Below are 18,454 nucleotides of genomic sequence, written 5' to 3' on the forward strand. Positions count from 1 at the left end.
CGATTGGTGCCCTGATTGGAAAGTTACTGGTAACCATCGGCCTGTTTGAAGCCAACATCAATGCTGATGTGTTTCATGGATGGGCGATGCAGGACCTGTTGCCTAAATTGCCACTACATTCCATCGTTGTGATGGACAATGCCACCTTCCATAAGAGACTAGACACACGGGATGCCATACATAACGCCGGGCATACCCTTGAATACCTTCCCGCTTATTCTCCTGATCTCAATCCCATCGAACACAAATGGGCACAGGCCAAGGCGCTCCGTAGACAACAAAACCAAACCGTCGATACGCTCTTCAAATCCTATGCATTCTGAATCATTCTTAACTGGTTAGGCTATAAGTACCGATCCTCGGCAGACACGCTTACATTCTTTTAAAAAATTAATACCTTGTTCTTTATAAAAGTGCTCAAGAATATCAATAGCGATTACTAGGTCATATGTTCTATCTTCTAAGACTGAGAGTAATTCAAGCGCATCACCGACCATTAATCGACTATACGAGTAGTCATGAACAGCAGTAAGATAGCCAGCATAACCCTCTATTCCATCAATTCTAATTTTCCATTGATCTTTGCTACGTTGACGTGCATTTGAACCCTCAATCTCAAAAAGATTAATATTTTCTAAGTTTGTACGGAGCAAAAACCCATACTGTCCCATTCCAACGCCTATATCAAGAATAGATTCTGGTCTTTGCTGTTCAGCAAAACCAATAATTGTACTGAGCTGATTACTATAGCTGAATGGCATATTTTTTCCTTTTAAGGAGCTAATTCAAAAAAGAATAAGGGACAAACCACGGTTTCTAACTAAGCGCTGTTAATTTTGGAAACAATCGTGGTCTATCCCCTATTATCCCTTGATAGTGATAAATCAAGGGGCTGTAGTAGATTAGCTTAACAGCTAAGCTAATCTACTACAGCCCCTTTCCTTTTTATTTTTGGTTTTTACAGCGCATTGATTGTTGTTGAGTTATTTAGGTTTTACTCTCCCACTGCTTCCATTTTTAAGTCACCCGATATCTCCCCCACCGCCTCTTTTTTAAGTTTCTCAATAATTTGTTTCAGTTGGTTTGCGTCTTGAATTAGCTGCTCTTTTGCATAGTCAGGCATATCCCTGATCAGTTCTATCAACTTTATTTCTAGTTTGTCGGTAATGTAACAGCCGCACACCTCCTTTTTATATTTGGGTTCATTGCCAGTAGTTAACCATTCGTAATTTACGCTGAAATAACCACATATAGCCTCTTCATACTCGCGACTAGGTGCGGACTCTCCATCCAACCATTTCTGGATTGCCTGGTAACTGATATCTAGCTTCAGCTCTCTTTTTATGGTGTGAGATCTGCCTCTCCAAGGGAAGCATTTTTCTTCGCAAAGCTCGTGGATTCTTTCTGAGATCATCTGGATTTAATATAAATCTATAGCCTTCTGCCATTCCATGCTCACCAGAGCCCATTAAGTCAGATGCAGAAAAGCAGAAATAATTACAGAATCAATTTTAAAAATGAGACTTTTTCTCTTTATACCATTGTCGTTAATTTGAGACAAGTAAATTGAGCGGAAATCTTTGCTCTCCATTCTTTAGTATTCACATCATTTAAAAATTAATGCGATATGCATAGGTAATTTGTCATTTTTACATTGCGGATAGAATTAAATGAGTAGACATATTTACCTGGATATATCTACGCCTATCAGAATCAATACTAGCTATGAGGAGCGGGTAGAAGGGCATGACCAAGAATCGTAGAATAGGGGACAGACCACGATTTCTAACTAAGCGCTATTAATTGGAAACAATCGTGGTCTGTCCCCTTTATCCTAATGAACATGCTTATCGGGCAGATTTGGATTCTCTAATTCGTGAATCTATTCACGGTTTTTTTAGCTTTTACTGAAATTGAGTCGTATCTGGATTATTCAGAGTATTGATTTTCTATCAGTGTTTTTCCAACTTATTTGCCATTGCCTCGAAACGCCTGCTCTTCTTCAACAATTCTATACAAATCTATAACGTAAACTTAAAACACTTCTTAGGATAATGGTTGTTGTCCATTCCATTATTTTTGGCGCGTTATTTGGCACTACTCTGGCAATAACAACAGAAGCTACTTCACTTCAGGTAGATGATCATTTTGTGTTCAGATTCTATTAAGCTTTAAGACCGTACTATATCTATAACAAATGAAATTTTAATTACATCGCATTAATTGATGAATTTCATTTGAAATATTTATTAGAGGTGCGTCATGAATGCAAAAAGAATCATTCCTTTTTTAGCTGTAGTTTCAATTCTTTTCCTTAGCGGGTGTGTAGCTCCTTCTTACTATGGAGGAACGGGGTATTCCAGAGTACCAGGCTATTATCCAGGTTCAGGCTATTCAGGCTATTACGGGGGATCGAGATATTATGGAGGAGTTTCATCCGGGGACAGATATCAACCATCAAGTTACGTTAATCAAAGGTACTTTGATGGACATAAACATATCGGTGGTGGACATAGACACTTCGACAGCGCACACCGAGGTGGAGGCCATAGAGGACATGGTGATAGGCACTGGAAAGGAAGGCATCGAGGCGGTCACCATCATCGATGAGAATCGATATAGAAACCAATCCCAATTTGCATTTAATGGTGATTAATAATTGATAGCTCGGGTAGGATGGGCTTGCTTACTTCTTCAGCAATCAGGAGCAGTACTTTCTCATAATTTTTTATAACCAGTAAAGAAAAGGTGTCAGTCATTGCGTAGTGCATGAAGTGACTGGCAATGAATGTGATACACAAAACGGGACATTACACAATGTTTGAAATTGCAGCCTAGTTTAATGTTCATTATAGTACTGTTAGTGGGTTAATTCGTTCATTCCGCAAGATGCAATGACTGACACCTTTTCTGCGACCACAAGCTGCCTTCACCAGTCAGTACTTTTGATTTCTCATGGACTCCCGGCACGCTCCGGATTAATGCCGTTGCTAAATCCAGAGTATACTGTTGGTAGTGCCGTTAAATCTCCCTGCGCAATATTGCAGCGTGTTGGTAGGAAAATGTAAACAAAATTTGCCGAACAGATTTGACATGAAAGATTTCAAAAAAACGAAAGCACAATTAATTCATGAGATCACTGAACTTCGCAAGCATTGCGCCACACTTGAAATAGCAGCAGGTGAACGAAGCCAGTTGGAGACGGAAATCATGGATGCCCGGAATTATACTGAGAGCATTGTGGAAACTGTGCGCGAACCACTTGTGGTGTTGAGTTCAGACCTAAAGATTCTCTTTGCTAACCGCTGCTTCTACGACACCTTCAAAGTAGCACCTGAAGATACAACCGGAAATTACATCTACGACCTCGGTAATCGTCAATGGGACATTCCAAAGTTGAGGTCTCTCCTTGAGGATATTCTTCCCCATGCTACTGTATTCAAGGGTTATGAAGTCGAGCACGACTTTCTCAATATCGGACGAAAGATTTTTCTGCTCAACGCTCGGGAGATTTTCCGGGAAAATATCGGCTCACACATTATTCTCCTTGCCATGGAAGACATTACCGAGCGTAAACAAATGGAAGCGCAGATTAATCAACTAGCGTTCTATGACTCGCTTACTAGGCTGCCTAACCGTCGTTTTCTCAACGAGCGCCTGAGCCAAGCCATGTCTGACAGCAAGCGCAGTGGGCGCTATTGTGCACTGATGTTCCTTGATTTGGATAACTTCAAACCGCTTAATGATACGTATGGGCACACGGTGGGAGATTTGCTATTGATTGAGGTTGCGAATCGACTGAAAAATTGTGTTCGCGAGATAGATACGGTAGCGCGCTTCGGCGGGGATGAGTTTGTTGTAATACTGAACGATTTGAGTATGGATAAAGTTGAATCAGCTTCACAAGCCGAGCTCGTTGCAGAAAAAATCCGCACTTCCTTGTCATCCCCCTACTTGTTACTCATCAAGCACGAGGGGAAGGCTGACGCCACTATCGAACATCACTGCACTGCCAGTGTCGGCGTGGCGCTATTTATCAATCATTTAGCCAATCAAGACGACATCCTCAAGTTGGCTGATAAGGCGATGTATCAAGCTAAAGAGTCCAAGCGCTAGTCGATTCAATTTAATGATTCGAAAGATTCGAGTGACCGCAATGGGTCGATTTCAGTCGATGAATCACATACTGTTGCGACACCTACTATCAATTCAAATTTAAACTCATATTCATGTATAGCGATTCGACGCGATTTAACGCATAGTTAACGTGGGTGAGATTTTAAAGTAAAGGCATAGTAGCTAGTACGAAGGGAAAACCGCTTAAATCCCCGATTTTTTGATTTGCTCATTTGCTGCAGCTTTTAAATCATCTGATAGTCGATCGATCTTGTCAGCCATCATCTTTCGCTGATTCGCCAAGCGCCCCCTGGCGGATAGTTAAAACTGGGATCAGCCTCTTTCGGTATGCGCTGTACCTCGCCGGTGCGCTTGTTGATATAGGTATAGGTTTCCTCCTCCGGTGGTTCGGAAGGTTTCAATCCCAGCTCATCCAGCGTATCCTCATCCAGTTGCGTCACACCGCATTTGCAACCCCATGCCTTGGCCGGGTAATGCGCTTTCCAAAAAGGATCATCGACTGGCAACACCAATCCATCCCAGGCGGAGTGCTCCAGGCGAGAGTGTTCTGAGTTGTTGGCGTCATACTTGAGATAGGGAAAGGTGTTTTTATTTTTTGAATGCGTTGCCATTGCCCTTCACTGTGGGCGGTGCGAAGATTGGTGTCATAAATCACCTTGAGGCGGCGTGTGCCGCCAAGCTGGTAGCTTCTACAGAATCACAGGGCCAATAACCCCCTGGGCAAGCAATTTATAGACCGCCTGGTGGGATATATTCAAGGCTTTGGCCACAAAAAATTCATGGACTCTAAAAATAGGTCTATCTCAATTTTGCATTTCTAGCTTTTGAATGGGGATACAATTATCCTCACCAGTGATACCCCCTCTGGAGTACCTTGCTTTTTATAATCAATTGTTTTCAGGTTTGCTTGCGTCATAGACTTGAATAAACACCTTGACGGGCTATCGCGCTTACTCGGTTTCTTGTTCTACTTCTCGCAAGTGGAGATTGAATGCGTCCTGGCTTATAGTTATTTGCTATTATTTTGTGACCAGCCGTCAATAATTTTATCTATTATTTGCACAACAATATCTACGCCACATTTCTGCGCAAGAACTACAAGCCCGAATACTTCTAAAAATACAATCGCCACTGGTCCTCCTCATGACTTCATAGGAGGGAATGAAAAAATATCAATTAAGATTACAACGCCTAATGCCCAATAAAAACGCTCTTCTAGAAGCCTGTCTTCTAATTCAACAATTATTTTTAATTTTTATATTCTATGTAATTTATTATCTGATGACTATTTATAAATGAAATTTCACCAAATTTAGGTCGAAAATTTCAAACTGAGAGATACTGCCGATTGCTTATCGTTCCTTGCTTTGATGAGGAAGTTCCGTTATTACGAATGCTGACAGATAGAGGCACTGAATATTGCGGTAAAAAGGAGACTTATGCCTGCCAGCTTTATTTAAAGCTGGAAGATATTGAATATTCGGAAACCAGAGCCTGCAGCCCACAAACCAACGGGATTTGTGGGCGTTTCCATAAAACCATGAAAAACGATTGTTACGATGTCATGTTTCGTCGCAAGCTATCTCATAGCTTGGAGCTTGGACGAAATCCAGCAATCCAGCAAGAGATCGATCGCTGGCTGACGTTTTATAACCAGGAGCGAGCTCATTCAGGAAAGTATTGCTATGGCAAGACTCCTTGGCAAACCTGGTTGGATGCTAAAGCACTGGCAAAAGACAAGCAATTGGATAACTTGTTTGTGTCATCAGACAGTCAGACTCATCTGACAAATTCAATGGTATAAATGATGTGTCTGTCAGATTAAGTTTGAGCTGGTATAGCTAAGCTAAAGGGTAGATGACTTAGCAATATAATCTGCTCAGGTTTAATAAATGCTTCAATTTCCTTCTGGTGTCGCCAGTCTATTGCTTTTTTTAAAGGCTAACGGAAACAAGCCTCCGGCAAAGCCGGAAGGAATTTAACTTAGGCTGCGTTGCCGTAATTTCTTGCCAGCATAACTTCTACAACTTTCATGGCAAAATCATCAGAAATAGCTAATTTTTCTTTCAGATGCTCAATAATTTGTTGCTCTTGCGGACTAATAGAGCCATCAACTAAGACAATGTCTACAGCAACCGAAAAAACCATGTTTTTGTTTTCAGATTTAATCAAAGGAACACAGTCGTTAACTGCAGCGGCAAGACTTTCAAAATTTTTCAGGTTATTAATACACTCATGCACTAATGCTTTTAAATCAACATGAGTAAACATTTTTTTTTGGCAAAGAGTATCAACAATAGTGTCCCACTCTTCAACTTCCATTACACCATCAGAAGAGGCAGCGGCAGTTATAATCGTGATAAAAGCTTCTTGTTCGCTGTCGATGATTGGTTTTGGAGCCGCAGCAGATGCAAATATTTTGTCAAAAAATCCCATGGCGTTTTTTAATTAAGTTATTAAAAGGTAAATTCTATTTTAGATATAGTTTAAATAAAAGAGATATTTTTAATGAAAATGGGTATATATTTTGAATCTGACATAATTCAAAATATTTCATTGCCAAACTATGCTTTTATTCCATCTAATTCAAATTAGTAATGATTCGCCCGTCGTGAGTGATTCTTTCTCCAGATTACCGCAGTTTTTCCAGTAGGTAATTAGCAAAATGATGGGAATTAGACGGCACTCTTATTTTGAGACTATAAATTAAAAACCTCATTCATTAACAGGCTGGATTAGATCCTTTCCTTGATTACTTATTCTTCCTACCGCAGGTGATACCGCCCATAACTGTATTTGTTCTGAAGAAAATGGCTTCAGAATAATAGACATAAAAACGTCTTCAGGCAGGTCGGAAGGCGTCAACCAAGTATCCCAGGTTTCTGGAGTGAGGATCACTGGCATGCGGTCATGAATGGAACGCATCAATGCATTGCTGCTTGTGGTGATGATTGTACAGCTATCGATTACCACTTCATCTATCGTTGCTGTCTCCCATATCCCAGCGAATGATAGCGGACTGCCATCTTTGGCAGAAACATAGAATGGTTTTTTGCTTTTACCATCTGATAACAGTTTCCATTCATAGAAACCAGAAGCCGGAATAATACAGCGTTGGCGACGGAATGCGTTTTTGTACAATGGCTTTATCGCAAGCGATTCAACGCGTGCATTGAAGAGCAAGGGTAATTTCTTTGGATCCTTAACCCAATGAGGTATCAAACCCCAGCGCATCATTGATCCTATTCGACCATCGACGCTATCACGAATGACCACAATATCAGTTGTGGGCGCAATGTTATAGCGCGACTCAATCTCTGGCATGGTCACCGCATGATACCAGTTGATCAGACTGGCACGAGGATAATCTAGGCAAAAACGTCCGCACATACCATCATTGTTATCCGCTAATTGAGTGTTTTATACAATACCACTTATCATGCACTAAAATCATCTTAAGATCCTCGTATAACATTTTTTAATCAAAAAAAAATGAAAATCTCACTTGCTACATTTAATGTAGAAAACCTTGTCACGGCAGGTAAGCCAATTTATGACGGACACAGGCCCCATTACAACCAAGATGAATATCGGAAAAAAACGGTCTGGATAAAGAATCAGCTTTTGAAGATGAATGCCGATATTATCGGTTTTCAAGAAATCTTCGAAGAACGAGCTCTCAGAGAGTGTTTAACAGGAACTCCAATGGCAAATTGGCATCTATTTGTCGCTAATCCTACTGGCAAAACGCCTGTGAATGCTATTTTAAGCAAGTTCCCCATTATTGAAACAGAGGTGATCGAGGATTTGCCTTTCGTTTTTGATTTTTTTGACGAAAAGGAGATAACTGCACCTTTGGAAAGTGCACCGGTGAATATCCCCTTAAAAAAATTTTCAAGGGGCGTTTTAAAAGCTGAAATCAAGATCAATGAAAATATATCAGCTCTAGTGATAGTTTTGCACTTAAAATCAAAAAGACCTATATTAGCGGATAATATTGATCGTAATACAGCTACCTCTCCCGAACTGGCAAAAGGCAGTGTTCGTTCATTAATCAGAAGGGGAATTGAATCTTGTGGTATCAGACAAATTTTATCTGATGAAATAAATAAAGATGAGGCAAAGCCAATTTTTATTTTGGGCGACTTAAATGATAACGACACTGCTGTGACTAACCAAGCTATTCTCGGAGAAGAACCTTTTCGCAGTCTCCCGCTAGAAATAAAAATAAAAAAATGGAAGCATGTTTTTCAAAACTGTAAAGATATTCAGGCACGTAAAAGTATTGAGAATTTTTATTACACATACATTCATAACGGACATTATGAAAGTCTTGACAATATTTTTGTCAGCAATCATTTTGCTGAACTAAATTCTAAGAGAATCGGGCGGATAATTGATGTTCGCTTATATAACGACCATGTCATTGACGACAAGACGTCAATGGATAAAAAGCCAATTTATATTCCTGATCATGGGCAGGTGATGGCAAATATCGATCTGCTTCAGCCAACTCAATCTGCTCCATAAATCGCTGCAAAGCCACTTGATAAGTGTATGTTTCCTTGTTTGCTGTTAACATAATCTATTCTCACAGGCAGTTACTCCGTCCTCAGTGCATCAATAGGGTTAAGTTTTGCAGCATGCATGGCAGGTACGACACCCGCAGCCAGACCTATCAGAATGGATACTGCTAGTGCACCCATGACAAAGTCCCAGGGAATATTGACAGGTAATTCGCTTACTACGATTTGGAGCAGCTTAGCGAGTGCAGTACCAATTGCCAGTCCAGCTAATCCACCGAGTGCTGAGAGTATCGTGGATTCCATCAGGAACAGTAGGCGGATACGGGCGCGGGTGGCGCCCAGCGCATTGAGCAATCCAATTTCCGCCACACGCTCAGCAACAGAGATATGCATCAGTGTCACCATGCCCACGGCACCGACCAGTAGCGAAATGCCACCTAAGGCAGCGATAGCAAAGGTGAGCACTGTCAGTACGGTAGAGAGGGTAGAGAGCATTTGTTGCTGAGGTGTCAGTGTAAAATCCTCGCGCCCATGCCGTTCGATGAGAATGCGTCGAACATCCTCCGTGACAGCTTGCAAGGGTGCTTCCGGCGGATAGACAATATGTACTTCCATTAAACCTTCCCGATTGAATATTTCTAGTGCCCGAGTAGTGGGAATAAACACTGTGTCGTCCAGATCAAATCCCAGTATTTGCCCTTTGGGGGCCATTACACCAATGATGCGAAAGCGTGAGCCGCCCACCTGCAAAATTGCACCGAGCGGATTGGCATTACCAAATAACTCGTTGTGTGTTTTTGCACCGAGCACAGCAAATGCGCGTGGATTGCGGGGATCATCTGCAGGCAAGGACTGACCAATTGCCACGCTCATATTGAATGCCTTGTCAAAATCAGGGCTTTGTCCGTAAATCGTAACACGTCGACCGCGACCTTCCGAGCGGATTTCAGCGTTACCCATCACACTAGCATTGACATATTGAGCGTAGCGAGAGTGTTTTAAAGCCAGTGAGTCTTCAATAGTCAGGATGCGTGCACTGCTGATGGCGCCGACCGATCTACCATGTGCCATGGATTTACCAGGAGTAACGGTCAGAATATTGGTGCCAAACTGGGTAAATTCAGCCAGTACGAAACGCTGAATGCCTTCTCCTATTGAAGTGAGCAGGATAACGGCGGCAATGCCGATGGCAATTCCTGAAGCTGATAATAGCGTGCGAAGCCAGTGAGCGGTTAAGGCACGCAGGGCGAATTGCAATGCGTCAAGTATACTCATCTGCCGCTCAGTGCCTTGACAGGGTCCAGTCGTGCAGCGCGGGCGGCAGGCAGCAGGCCAGCAATGATACCTGTTGACAGTGCAATGACGATGCTGGCGAGGCTCGCCCAGGCAGGTGGCCAGGCAGGTAATTCTGGATAAGCCAGGCGGATCAATAGACTACCCACATGCCCCAGCATAAAACCGAAGATGGCACCAGTGAGTGATAACCAGGCGGCCTCAGTGAGAAATAAGCGGCGAATATCGCTCCCTGGGGCTCCGATTGCTTTGAGCAATCCGATTTCATCAGTGCGCTGACTGACCGCTACCAGCATCACATTCATGATCAGAATACCAGCTACCGCTAGACTGATTGCAGCAATACCAGCTACACCGAGGGTCAGTGCGCGAAAGATGCGATCGAAGGTAGCGAGTACTGCATCCTGAGTGATAATGGTGACATCCTCTTCGCCATCATGGCGCTGAATCATGAGTTCGCGGATAGCTTGCTTAGCGGAGGGAATGTCACTGCGATTCCTGACTTCGACCATGATACGGAAGAGCGAGGTGGTATCTAATAATGCTTGGGCGTGATTGATCGGGATAATCACGATTTCATCTGAATTGAATCCCATTGTTTCTCCTTGCCTGGAGAGTATCCCCGATACCATGAATCGTCGATCGGCCAGCCTGACATGCTGACCAATCACATTGCCATCAGGAAAAAATTCCTCAGCTAGTTTTGCTCCCAAGACGATTTGTGCGCTGTATTGTGAGCCATGCGCCAGAAAACTGCCCTGCGCTAATTGCATGTGGCGAATGGGCAAAAGATTTGCGGTACTACCGAGGATAGTAATTTCGCGTAAACGTCCGGCGGCAGCGAGCTCGGCAGTGCCTACATTGAGTGGGGCATAGCGTCGAACTTGGGGAAGGTGGCCGAGCCAGCGAGCATCTTCTAATGTCAGATCGCGTGGAGTTTGCCCCATAGTCGCACCAGGGAAGCTACCTGCGGTTTCGGCGCGACCAGGTAAAACCATAATCAGATTAGTACCGATGGATGAGAAGCGATGAATCACAAAACGACGCGCACCATCACCTAGTGCAGTCAGGACGACGACTGCAGCTACGCCCAGCGCCATTGCCAGAATGATGAGGAATGAGCGGGTAGGGTAGCTTGTGACCGTTTTAAAGGAGAAGAGGAAGGTATCCTGTAGCTTCATTGTTCATCTGCCACGATGAACCCATCGCGCATGCCAATACGACGGTGTGCTCGTAATCCCAGTTCACGATCATGTGTCACCACAATAAGGGTAGTGCCAGCATGATGCAAATTTTCCAGCAGCGCGACCACTTCCGAACCAGTTCGATGATCGAGATTACCTGTTGGTTCATCTGCCAGCAAGGCAGTGGGACGCAGAATGGTCGCGCGCGCAATGGCTACCCGCTGGCGCTGACCACCGGATAATTCAGCTGGTCGGTGTTGAGCACGTTTGCTCAGATCAAAGGCATGGAGTGTTTCTTCTACCCGTATTTTGCGCTCAGCTGGTGGAATGCCTGCCAAAATCAATGGCAGCTCGATATTTTCAGCAGCAGTAAGACGGGGTACCAGATGAAATGCTTGAAAGACAAAGCCAATTTTTTCTCTACGCACACGTGCCTGCTCAGTTTCGGTTAAATCAGTAACATCTCTATCATCGAGCTGGTAGCGCCCGCTATCAGGTTTGTCCAGTAAGCCGATTACATTGAGCAGAGTAGATTTGCCTGAGCCAGAGGGTCCCATGATGGATACATATTCACCCGAAGCAATAATCAGATCAATGTGATCAAGCGCACGAATTTCCTGCTCACCCATATGAAAGATGCGGGTAATGGCTGTAAGTTGAATCATGATTGACTGGTTTTAGGTTTGACGATTACGCCGGCAGCAATACCCTCGTTATCAAAGGATGTCAATACCTGCTCACCTTCTTTTAAGCCACTTATGATTTCCGTGAACGCCCAATTGGCCAGCCCCGTCTTTATGGTGCGCTCTTCGATGCGATCATGCTGATCTAACACCAGCACTTTGTCTCGTTGTCGGATGGCTTGTGTCGGGATACGCAGCACCTGTTCATGCCGATTAATAATCACTTCGACATCGGCGCTGTAGCCCGCTAACAGAGCATAGTTTGAGCCTTCGGTAAAATAGACTTCAATATCAACAGTACGAGCCTGCTTTTCTATTTCAGTGACATATGGCGCAATACGATGCACTGTACCGGCAAAAGTTTGACCAGGTAATGCATCTAGTGTGATGCGTGCTTCTTGTCCGATTTTTATTTTGGGGGTATCTACTTCGTCCATTGGTGCACTGACATACAAGCAGCTATCATCGATCAAATCAATCACAGGAGGAGTAGGAATACCAGGAGGGGAGGGCATTGTGTATTCACCCAGCTCGCCTGTGAGGCGAGCAATAATTCCAGCAAAGGGTGCATATAGCGTGGTGCGATCCAGATTAGCTTGAATGACTTCGATCTGAGCTTGTGCGCGTTTGACATCTGCTGCCAAGGCAGCACAGTTTGCCTGACGGGATTGCGCATTGGCCTCAGCTTCATCAGCCCGTTGCGAACTAACAAACCCTTGAGCAACAAGTTGTTGGGTTCGGATAAATTCGCGTTGTGCATTTTCTGCCATAATGCAGGCTTCACGTTGCCGGCTTTTAGCAGTAGCCAGTTGTCGTTTGGCAAGTTCATGTTGTGCTACCAGATCAGCATTCCACAGCTTCAACAGAACATCCCCTTGCTTGACGCGATCACCTTCATTTACGGGTAGCTTGACAATTTGTCCTCCTACCGCAGGAGCCAGTTTGGCTCGCCGGCAAGCTTTGATCGTACCCGCACGCGTATTGACGACAGTAGCCTCCACTGTGCCGCGCGTAATGGTGGCAACTTCGACTTCCACAGGCGGTTTGCGTGTTAAGTACCAGCCTGCATAACTCAGCAGGGCGGTCATGAATAGCAAGATGAGCCAACGGGACAATATTTTTGTTTTTTGCATGATAGAAATGCCTCAGTTACTTCAATAGGCAAATATACTCATATATTGTTATTAATTATCCTAAAAACCGTAGTTGGACGAGGTGGAGCGTGTGGTGATCCAGGTGCGAGGCAAGGCGCGAGGAGGCCGCAGGGTCGCCCCCTGCAACGAAGAGCAACGCCGCATTCGCGTCTGGAGCGACATACGATACACTTCGTAGCGGCTTCACCATTCCGGTGAATGAAAAAATTTCGGAAATGTTTCTATATGTCATGAGCTTAGCTCTCTAATTAAGCGGTCAACTACGGTTTTTAGGATTATTAGGAAAAGTAATCCTCGATCACACCAGGATCGTTTTGCCCGATTATGCCACGCATCAACGACGTAGATATGCTAGATTCTTAACACCAAGAAAAATCCGACTACAAACAACAGCATGGAAGCCAGCAAGAGAAATCCTGCATATTGTGATAAGGTAAAATTAATTTTGTTTCGGTAATATCATTTTATGCTTGAGTTATGGCTGAGTGCAGGCTGACAATAGATTGATTAAATTATTGACCCGGCATGTTATCCAAATTTATCCGGGCATTGAAATAAAATCAGGGAAAATTATGAACATGCAAATTATCACGAGAGTCATTTTGTCAAAATCGGGAAATAGTCATGAGTGATGCAACAGAATCCAATTCCATTCCCATCTGGCGTGCACCATTTATTTTATCGAATGGTAAGCAGCCTGCAGGCATACGGGATACACGGCCAACTGACTCTGATTACGGCGTGCTGGATCCCAAGACATTCAATGCGATAGAAGCGGATGCTTTATTTGACGAAATCAATCAGGCGGAAACCCAGATAGGACAATCTGTGCTTTATCGATCATTGGTTAGACCTGGCCATGATGCACAACTGTTGCAGAAGAAACAGGAAGCGATACGTGAGTTAGCATCCAATCCCGAATTATTTGCAGAACTTGATAGCTTCGTCAAGAAAATGGTACCTGGAGAAGAATCGCTCTACTATCTTCTCTATGGAGAATTTGCGGGTGGATTGACCACAGATAATCCAAAAAATAAGACGGGAAAGCTGGAATTCGGCGGCTATGGCTATCGTCAGTTTATTGATGGAACTGAATTTGCGGTTAATCTGGTTGAAGAGGCGGATTCGCTACCGCCAGTGCGAAGTACTTATTTGCAGGAACTGATTCAGGCCATTCGAAATTTTGGCGATTCCCGCACCTATGCTTTGATGCATGGCCCAATCTACGTCATCGATGGCAAGTTTAAAACCAGGGAAGAGAAACCGCCTTACCTGCCTGTTCCCCGCTTTCGGCCATCCATGTTCAAATGGCTACCATCATTGATTTTTCTGTCCATCGTAACCGGTCTGTTTTATTTTTTTCAAAATATGCTGGTCGAGTTAGGTGCCACTTATATTGGCTCTGGCATCCTCATCCTGACAGTGCCGATTATTCCCATCATCTTGCAGGCTGTCAGTTCTTCTGACCGGGATTCGGTCATTTATCCCTTGCAAAAGCTTTTCCGACAAAGCCCTGATCTGGCCAAAGCGCTGGAAGCACTTGGTATGATTGATGAATTATTATCTTTGCATCGCTATGCTCAATCTGCTGATAAGGGAATGGTATTACCTGAAATCATCGAGGCAGAGCAGCATACGCTTACCGTTACGAATGCGAAAAATCCATTGCTTGCCAGAATGCAACCAGACTATGTTCCCAACGATATCAAGCTGGATGCAGCCAACCGTCTGCTGATTATTACCGGCCCGAATAGTGGTGGAAAAACAGCTTATTGCAAAACTGTCGTGCAGATTCAGTTGTTGGGACAAACGGGAGGTTATATTCCAGCAACAGCTGCGCGACTGGTGCCAGCAGAACATATTTTTTACCAGGTACCGGAGCCAGGACGTTTGGAGGAAGGGATGGGGCGTTTTGCTTATGAACTGAAACAAACCCGCGAGATTTTTTTCAATTCGACTCCCCTCAGCCTGGTTGTGCTTGACGAACTGGCGGAAGGGACTACCTTTGAAGAGAAAATGACGCTTTCCGAGTATGTGCTCAAAGGCTTCCATAAGCTCGGTGCAACAACGATATTGGTCACTCATAACCACGAACTATGTGAACGTTTACAAAGCGAGGGCATCGGCAGCTATCTGCAAGTCGAGTTTCTGCCAGAAGGCCCAACCCACCGCTTGATTTCAGGAATATCGCGTGAGAGTCATGCTGATCGTGTGGCGAGTGCCATCGGTTTCAGTAAAGAAGATGTAGAAAAGCATCTTGCGACACTGCAAGATTCAACCAGATCTGAAACGTGAAAAAGGAGGGCGCTACCTTTTTATACATTAGGGCGCCCAAGGAATGAAAAGAGAGAGCAATAAAGGGTAGCGCCCCCTTTTCTCCGTCATTTTCTCCCGAGATATTGTCGATGTGCACTTATGAATGCGTCGGAGTGAGCGCCGGACTTAAATTTTTGCTTCCTATTTGGTATTCGGTACTCTTTGCATGGTGAAGTTGTTTAGAAACTGACGCCTCTCAATTACTTGAATGCCGCTCAACAGCTTCAAAAACTTTAGTGCCAGGGTAATATGTTTTACCCCATTTAACCAAAGCTTGAAGTACAGGTTTAAGATCCTCTCCTTTTTTTGTCAGAACATATTCATAACGAATTGGTTTCTGCTGATATGTTTGTTGAAAGACAAGCCCAGCAGTTTCTATTTTCTTTAGTCTGTCTGACAATATATTGGTGGCAATTCCCTCTGGAGATTCAAGGAATTCTTGAAAGCGTTTTTTACCCAATAGCAGATCACGAATAACCAGCAAAGTCCATTTATCACCCAGGAGATCGAGTGAGCACGTAATCGGGCAGCATGATCGCTCAAAAATTGGTTTATCCATTTCATCATTCATAAATTATTTTTCCTTAATAAATAAAAGGAGAGCATGATCACTTGCAGTTAGCAAGCTTATGAGTTAAATTAACTTGCATTATACAAGTAATAGCTCATGATTAATAACAATGATAATAAGGATCAATCGCATGTTAGAACTTTACCAATTTGAACGCACCTGGGGGATTCCGAACTTAAGTCCTTTTTGCTGCAAAATCGAAACGTATTTGCGAATGAGTGGCATTGAATATGAAATCAAACCGGCGTTACCTTTTAGTACTCCCAAAGGTAAATTGCCCTACATTAAAGATAACAGTGAGGCATTAGGCGATTCTCGATTTATCATTAGCTACCTTAAATCAACCTATAAAGACCTGGACAAAGGGCTAAGCGAGGTGGAATTGTCGGTATCAACAGCCATGCAGCGTTTGCTCGATGAGCATTTGTTTTGGGTTTTGCTTTATTCGCGTTGGCAATATACAGATGAAAATTGGCAGGTTAACAAGAAAGCAATTTTTGGCGGGCTACCTCCCATTGTCCGAGATATTGTTGCAAATAGATGGCGTCCAAAAATCAAACGGCAAATTTATGGTCATGGCACTGGCAGACATCAAGCAGAAGAAATTTTTACATTAGGCAAACAAGATATTGATGCGTTATCAGCAAGCCTTGGGAGTAAGCGGTATTTTTTAGGAGATCAACCTACCACATTGGATGCTTGTGCCTTTGGTCACTTAATCAATATCATTGGCTGTCCAATTGAATCGCCACTTAAGGAATACGGTTTGTCAAAGAACAATTTGATTGATTATGTTGATCGAATTGAAAGTGAATTCTATCAAGATCTAAAAGATATAGTCTAACCAGTTAAGAATGATTCAGAATGTGTAGGATTTGAAGAGCATATCGACAGTTTAGGAATAAAGGGTAGCGTCCCTTTTTTCGCCCCCATCATCATTGCTTTCTTTTATAAGCATTGTCAGAGTTTGATTGCTTAATCATTTTTGCTGTACCACTTCTATGAGGTGCTAATATGCTCATGCGACAATAAGCAGAAAGGGACCAAACAAATACGCATGAAAAAAATATTGTTAGCTTTAATAATTGCCTTAACAGCCAACACCGTGATGGCTGGCTGGTCTTTAGTGGACGAAAGTGCCGATGGTTCAGTAACAATATATGCTGACTTTGACACCATTCAGAAAACTGGAGACAAAATTAAGATGTGGTCACTGGGGGACTTTAAGGCTGAGAAGGAAACCGGTGGAGTTAAGTTCTTATCTTCGAAATATCAAAAAGAGTATAACTGCAAACTAGGGCTGGTGAGAATGCTTTCATTTACTTTATTTAGTTCGAATATGGGGGAGGGGAAGGTCGTTCATTCGGATAATGAACCTGATAAATGGGCGCCAGTATCAGGTGGAAGAATTGGGGAAACTCTCTGGAGAATAGCTTGCGATCAGGATTTATCAAAAGATTAACACGTCTTATTATTAAGACGATTATTACTTTCTCTATTTTTTAAAAAAAATTAGAATAATAATCTTGTTCAGTTATGATTCATTATTCAATTTTCCTGGGGGAACTTCCGAATGTTCGCTCAAAATCAGCAATAAGTTCGGTTACCGCCACTTCTGGAAGTCGATTGATTCCAGCCGCTGCTTCACGCCCGCCACCTTCCGGGTAGCGACGACAAAAAGCCGATGCGCCATGTGGGTGCGTTTTTGCGGCACGTAAACTGACAGTTAACGAGCCTTGTCCATCCGGGCAAAGAATCAAATGAGCGCGCTCTGGATATGTTTGCGATAAATTATTTGCAAAAATCCCCACTGTACGACGCGCCCAGGATGCATCTGGAAGCTGATAAACCGCGGCTATATCGGTCGCAAGTATAGGGGGCAGCGCGTTGATGTGTTCCATGTCTGCTGCGTAACCTGATGCCAAAATAGCTACTTCAGGCGAGCTGTCATAAGCTTCCCGCGGATCGTCAAAGTGATGCAGTGCGTGAAAAAGAGATGCAGGATGAAAATGAAGATCCTCGATATGTGAACCATAACCATTATAGTTAATCAGTTCACCTAATTGACGTAATACCTGAATATCTTCTGCGTTCAGATTGAGTTCGGAACAGCGTTTTTGCGCTATAGATACCAGGTTATCGCCGAAAGCGGCGGCAATGGCCCATAGGGAGTAGCGTTCTTTTAGATAGCGATCGACCAACAAACTGGTGCAAGTACTCGGTGATTCATCGATCATGGCTTGCAGGTTGTCATGTACAGGGATTTTGCCGGCGAAATGGTGATCAAAATAAAGAACATTTGCGCCTGCCGTAAGTAATCGTTGAAGATCTTCTCGATTACGATCGAGTGAAATATCCAGAACGGTGATACGATCTCCCGCTGCGGCGGTAACTTGTTGCAGCAACGTAATGTCACGTTTGACACCAGTAATTAATTCTGCATCGAGTGGCTCGACTAGACGAAGTTGAATCAGCGCGCAGATACCATCTGCATCGCCATTAAATATATCGAAATATTTTGTCAAATCGATTGTTCCTTCTGTTTATCAATTTTTATGTGCTATGGAGTAATGAACATCTGCTGTCATGA

21 protein-coding genes are annotated in these 18,454 nt (G+C 43.4%); 8 read left to right on the top strand and 13 right to left on the bottom strand.

Annotated elements, in window-relative coordinates; translation table 11 throughout:
* Positions 1 to 323 (top strand): transposase (locus BLV54_RS06660; protein ID WP_090572414.1); only part of this gene is annotated, 323 nt, incomplete at its 5' end.
* A gap of 15 nt (positions 324 to 338) precedes the next feature.
* On the opposite strand, the gene BLV54_RS06665 is transcribed toward BLV54_RS06660, so the two are convergent.
* Positions 339 to 761 carry a class I SAM-dependent methyltransferase gene (locus tag BLV54_RS06665; protein ID WP_090569566.1) on the bottom strand — a complete coding sequence of 141 codons (423 nt, stop codon included), beginning with the start codon at positions 759 to 761 and terminating at the stop codon, positions 339 to 341.
* Positions 762 to 994: 233 nt separating this feature from the next.
* Positions 995 to 1,414, bottom strand: coding sequence for a hypothetical protein (locus BLV54_RS06670; protein ID WP_090569569.1), 420 nt, complete (start codon positions 1,412 to 1,414; stop codon positions 995 to 997).
* A 927-nt stretch (positions 1,415 to 2,341) separates the two neighbouring features.
* Between BLV54_RS06670 and BLV54_RS06675 the strand changes: the two genes are divergently transcribed.
* Positions 2,342 to 2,656, top strand: a complete 315-nt coding sequence (locus tag BLV54_RS06675) for a hypothetical protein (RefSeq protein ID WP_090569571.1) — start codon at positions 2,342 to 2,344, stop codon at positions 2,654 to 2,656.
* A 437-nt stretch (positions 2,657 to 3,093) separates the two neighbouring features.
* Positions 3,094 to 4,116, top strand: a complete 1,023-nt coding sequence (locus tag BLV54_RS06680) for a GGDEF domain-containing protein (protein ID WP_090569574.1) — start codon at positions 3,094 to 3,096, stop codon at positions 4,114 to 4,116.
* 281 nt (positions 4,117 to 4,397) lie between these two features.
* On the opposite strand, the gene BLV54_RS06685 is transcribed toward BLV54_RS06680, so the two are convergent.
* Positions 4,398 to 4,748 carry a phage head morphogenesis protein gene (locus BLV54_RS06685; protein ID WP_090569577.1) on the bottom strand — a complete coding sequence of 117 codons (351 nt, stop codon included), beginning with the start codon at positions 4,746 to 4,748 and terminating at the stop codon, positions 4,398 to 4,400.
* Between the two features lie 398 nt (positions 4,749 to 5,146).
* Complete coding sequence (locus tag BLV54_RS16760) at positions 5,147 to 5,269, bottom strand: hypothetical protein (protein ID WP_256329227.1); 123 nt, start codon at positions 5,267 to 5,269, stop codon at positions 5,147 to 5,149.
* A 261-nt stretch (positions 5,270 to 5,530) separates the two neighbouring features.
* Here BLV54_RS16760 and BLV54_RS06690 point away from each other — a divergent pair, with 261 nt between their 5' ends.
* The gene (locus BLV54_RS06690; RefSeq protein WP_090569580.1) at positions 5,531 to 5,941 is read left to right on the top strand and encodes an integrase core domain-containing protein; all 411 of its coding nucleotides are present in this window, start codon (positions 5,531 to 5,533) and stop codon (positions 5,939 to 5,941) included.
* Between the two features lie 179 nt (positions 5,942 to 6,120).
* On the opposite strand, the gene BLV54_RS06695 is transcribed toward BLV54_RS06690, so the two are convergent.
* The gene (locus tag BLV54_RS06695) at positions 6,121 to 6,573 is read right to left on the bottom strand and encodes a tellurite resistance TerB family protein (protein WP_090569583.1); all 453 of its coding nucleotides are present in this window, start codon (positions 6,571 to 6,573) and stop codon (positions 6,121 to 6,123) included.
* A gap of 279 nt (positions 6,574 to 6,852) precedes the next feature.
* Positions 6,853 to 7,527 (bottom strand): SOS response-associated peptidase, encoded by a 675-nt coding sequence (locus BLV54_RS06700; protein WP_090569586.1) that lies wholly within the window; start codon positions 7,525 to 7,527, stop codon positions 6,853 to 6,855.
* A gap of 102 nt (positions 7,528 to 7,629) precedes the next feature.
* Between BLV54_RS06700 and BLV54_RS06705 the strand changes: the two genes are divergently transcribed.
* Entirely contained in the window at positions 7,630 to 8,667 is a 1,038-nt protein-coding gene (locus tag BLV54_RS06705) for an endonuclease/exonuclease/phosphatase family protein (RefSeq protein WP_090569589.1), read from the top strand.
* A 71-nt stretch (positions 8,668 to 8,738) separates the two neighbouring features.
* Here the strand turns inward: BLV54_RS06705 and BLV54_RS06710 are convergent, their stop codons facing one another.
* Genes BLV54_RS06710 through BLV54_RS15485 form a run of 5 tightly spaced genes read right to left on the bottom strand, consistent with a single transcriptional unit; the run spans position 8,739 to position 13,209 of the window.
* Positions 8,739 to 9,938, bottom strand: a complete 1,200-nt coding sequence (locus BLV54_RS06710) for an ABC transporter permease (protein ID WP_090569591.1) — start codon at positions 9,936 to 9,938, stop codon at positions 8,739 to 8,741.
* Positions 9,935 to 11,137, bottom strand: a complete 1,203-nt coding sequence (locus BLV54_RS06715) for an ABC transporter permease (RefSeq protein WP_090569595.1) — start codon at positions 11,135 to 11,137, stop codon at positions 9,935 to 9,937. The genes BLV54_RS06710 and BLV54_RS06715 overlap by 4 nt, the downstream gene beginning before the upstream one ends.
* Positions 11,134 to 11,805 (bottom strand): ABC transporter ATP-binding protein, encoded by a 672-nt coding sequence (locus BLV54_RS06720; RefSeq protein WP_090569598.1) that lies wholly within the window; start codon positions 11,803 to 11,805, stop codon positions 11,134 to 11,136. The genes BLV54_RS06715 and BLV54_RS06720 overlap by 4 nt, the downstream gene beginning before the upstream one ends.
* A complete protein-coding gene (locus BLV54_RS06725; protein WP_090569602.1) occupies positions 11,802 to 12,956 on the bottom strand; it encodes an efflux RND transporter periplasmic adaptor subunit in 1,155 nt (384 codons plus the stop codon). The genes BLV54_RS06720 and BLV54_RS06725 overlap by 4 nt, the downstream gene beginning before the upstream one ends.
* 55 nt (positions 12,957 to 13,011) lie before the next feature.
* Entirely contained in the window at positions 13,012 to 13,209 is a 198-nt protein-coding gene (locus BLV54_RS15485; protein ID WP_143032439.1) for a hypothetical protein, read from the bottom strand.
* A gap of 392 nt (positions 13,210 to 13,601) precedes the next feature.
* Here BLV54_RS15485 and BLV54_RS06730 point away from each other — a divergent pair, with 392 nt between their 5' ends.
* A complete protein-coding gene (locus tag BLV54_RS06730) occupies positions 13,602 to 15,272 on the top strand; it encodes a MutS-related protein (protein WP_090569605.1) in 1,671 nt (556 codons plus the stop codon).
* A 217-nt stretch (positions 15,273 to 15,489) separates the two neighbouring features.
* On the opposite strand, the gene BLV54_RS06735 is transcribed toward BLV54_RS06730, so the two are convergent.
* The gene (locus BLV54_RS06735) at positions 15,490 to 15,864 is read right to left on the bottom strand and encodes a winged helix-turn-helix transcriptional regulator (RefSeq protein ID WP_090569609.1); all 375 of its coding nucleotides are present in this window, start codon (positions 15,862 to 15,864) and stop codon (positions 15,490 to 15,492) included.
* A 130-nt stretch (positions 15,865 to 15,994) separates the two neighbouring features.
* Between BLV54_RS06735 and BLV54_RS06740 the strand changes: the two genes are divergently transcribed.
* Together BLV54_RS06740 and BLV54_RS06745 are read left to right on the top strand one after the other, a co-directional pair.
* Positions 15,995 to 16,708: a glutathione S-transferase family protein gene (locus BLV54_RS06740; protein WP_090569613.1), complete on the top strand. Its 714-nt coding sequence runs from the start codon at positions 15,995 to 15,997 to the stop codon at positions 16,706 to 16,708.
* A gap of 213 nt (positions 16,709 to 16,921) precedes the next feature.
* Complete coding sequence (locus BLV54_RS06745) at positions 16,922 to 17,326, top strand: surface-adhesin E family protein (protein WP_090569616.1); 405 nt, start codon at positions 16,922 to 16,924, stop codon at positions 17,324 to 17,326.
* Between the two features lie 82 nt (positions 17,327 to 17,408).
* On the opposite strand, the gene BLV54_RS06750 is transcribed toward BLV54_RS06745, so the two are convergent.
* Positions 17,409 to 18,389, bottom strand: a complete 981-nt coding sequence (locus tag BLV54_RS06750) for an acetyltransferase (protein ID WP_090569618.1) — start codon at positions 18,387 to 18,389, stop codon at positions 17,409 to 17,411.
* Positions 18,390 to 18,454 lie beyond the last annotated feature (65 nt).

It is taken from the genome of Nitrosomonas sp. Nm33 (assembly GCF_900107265.1).
Taxonomy (GTDB): Bacteria; Pseudomonadota; Gammaproteobacteria; order Burkholderiales; family Nitrosomonadaceae; genus Nitrosomonas.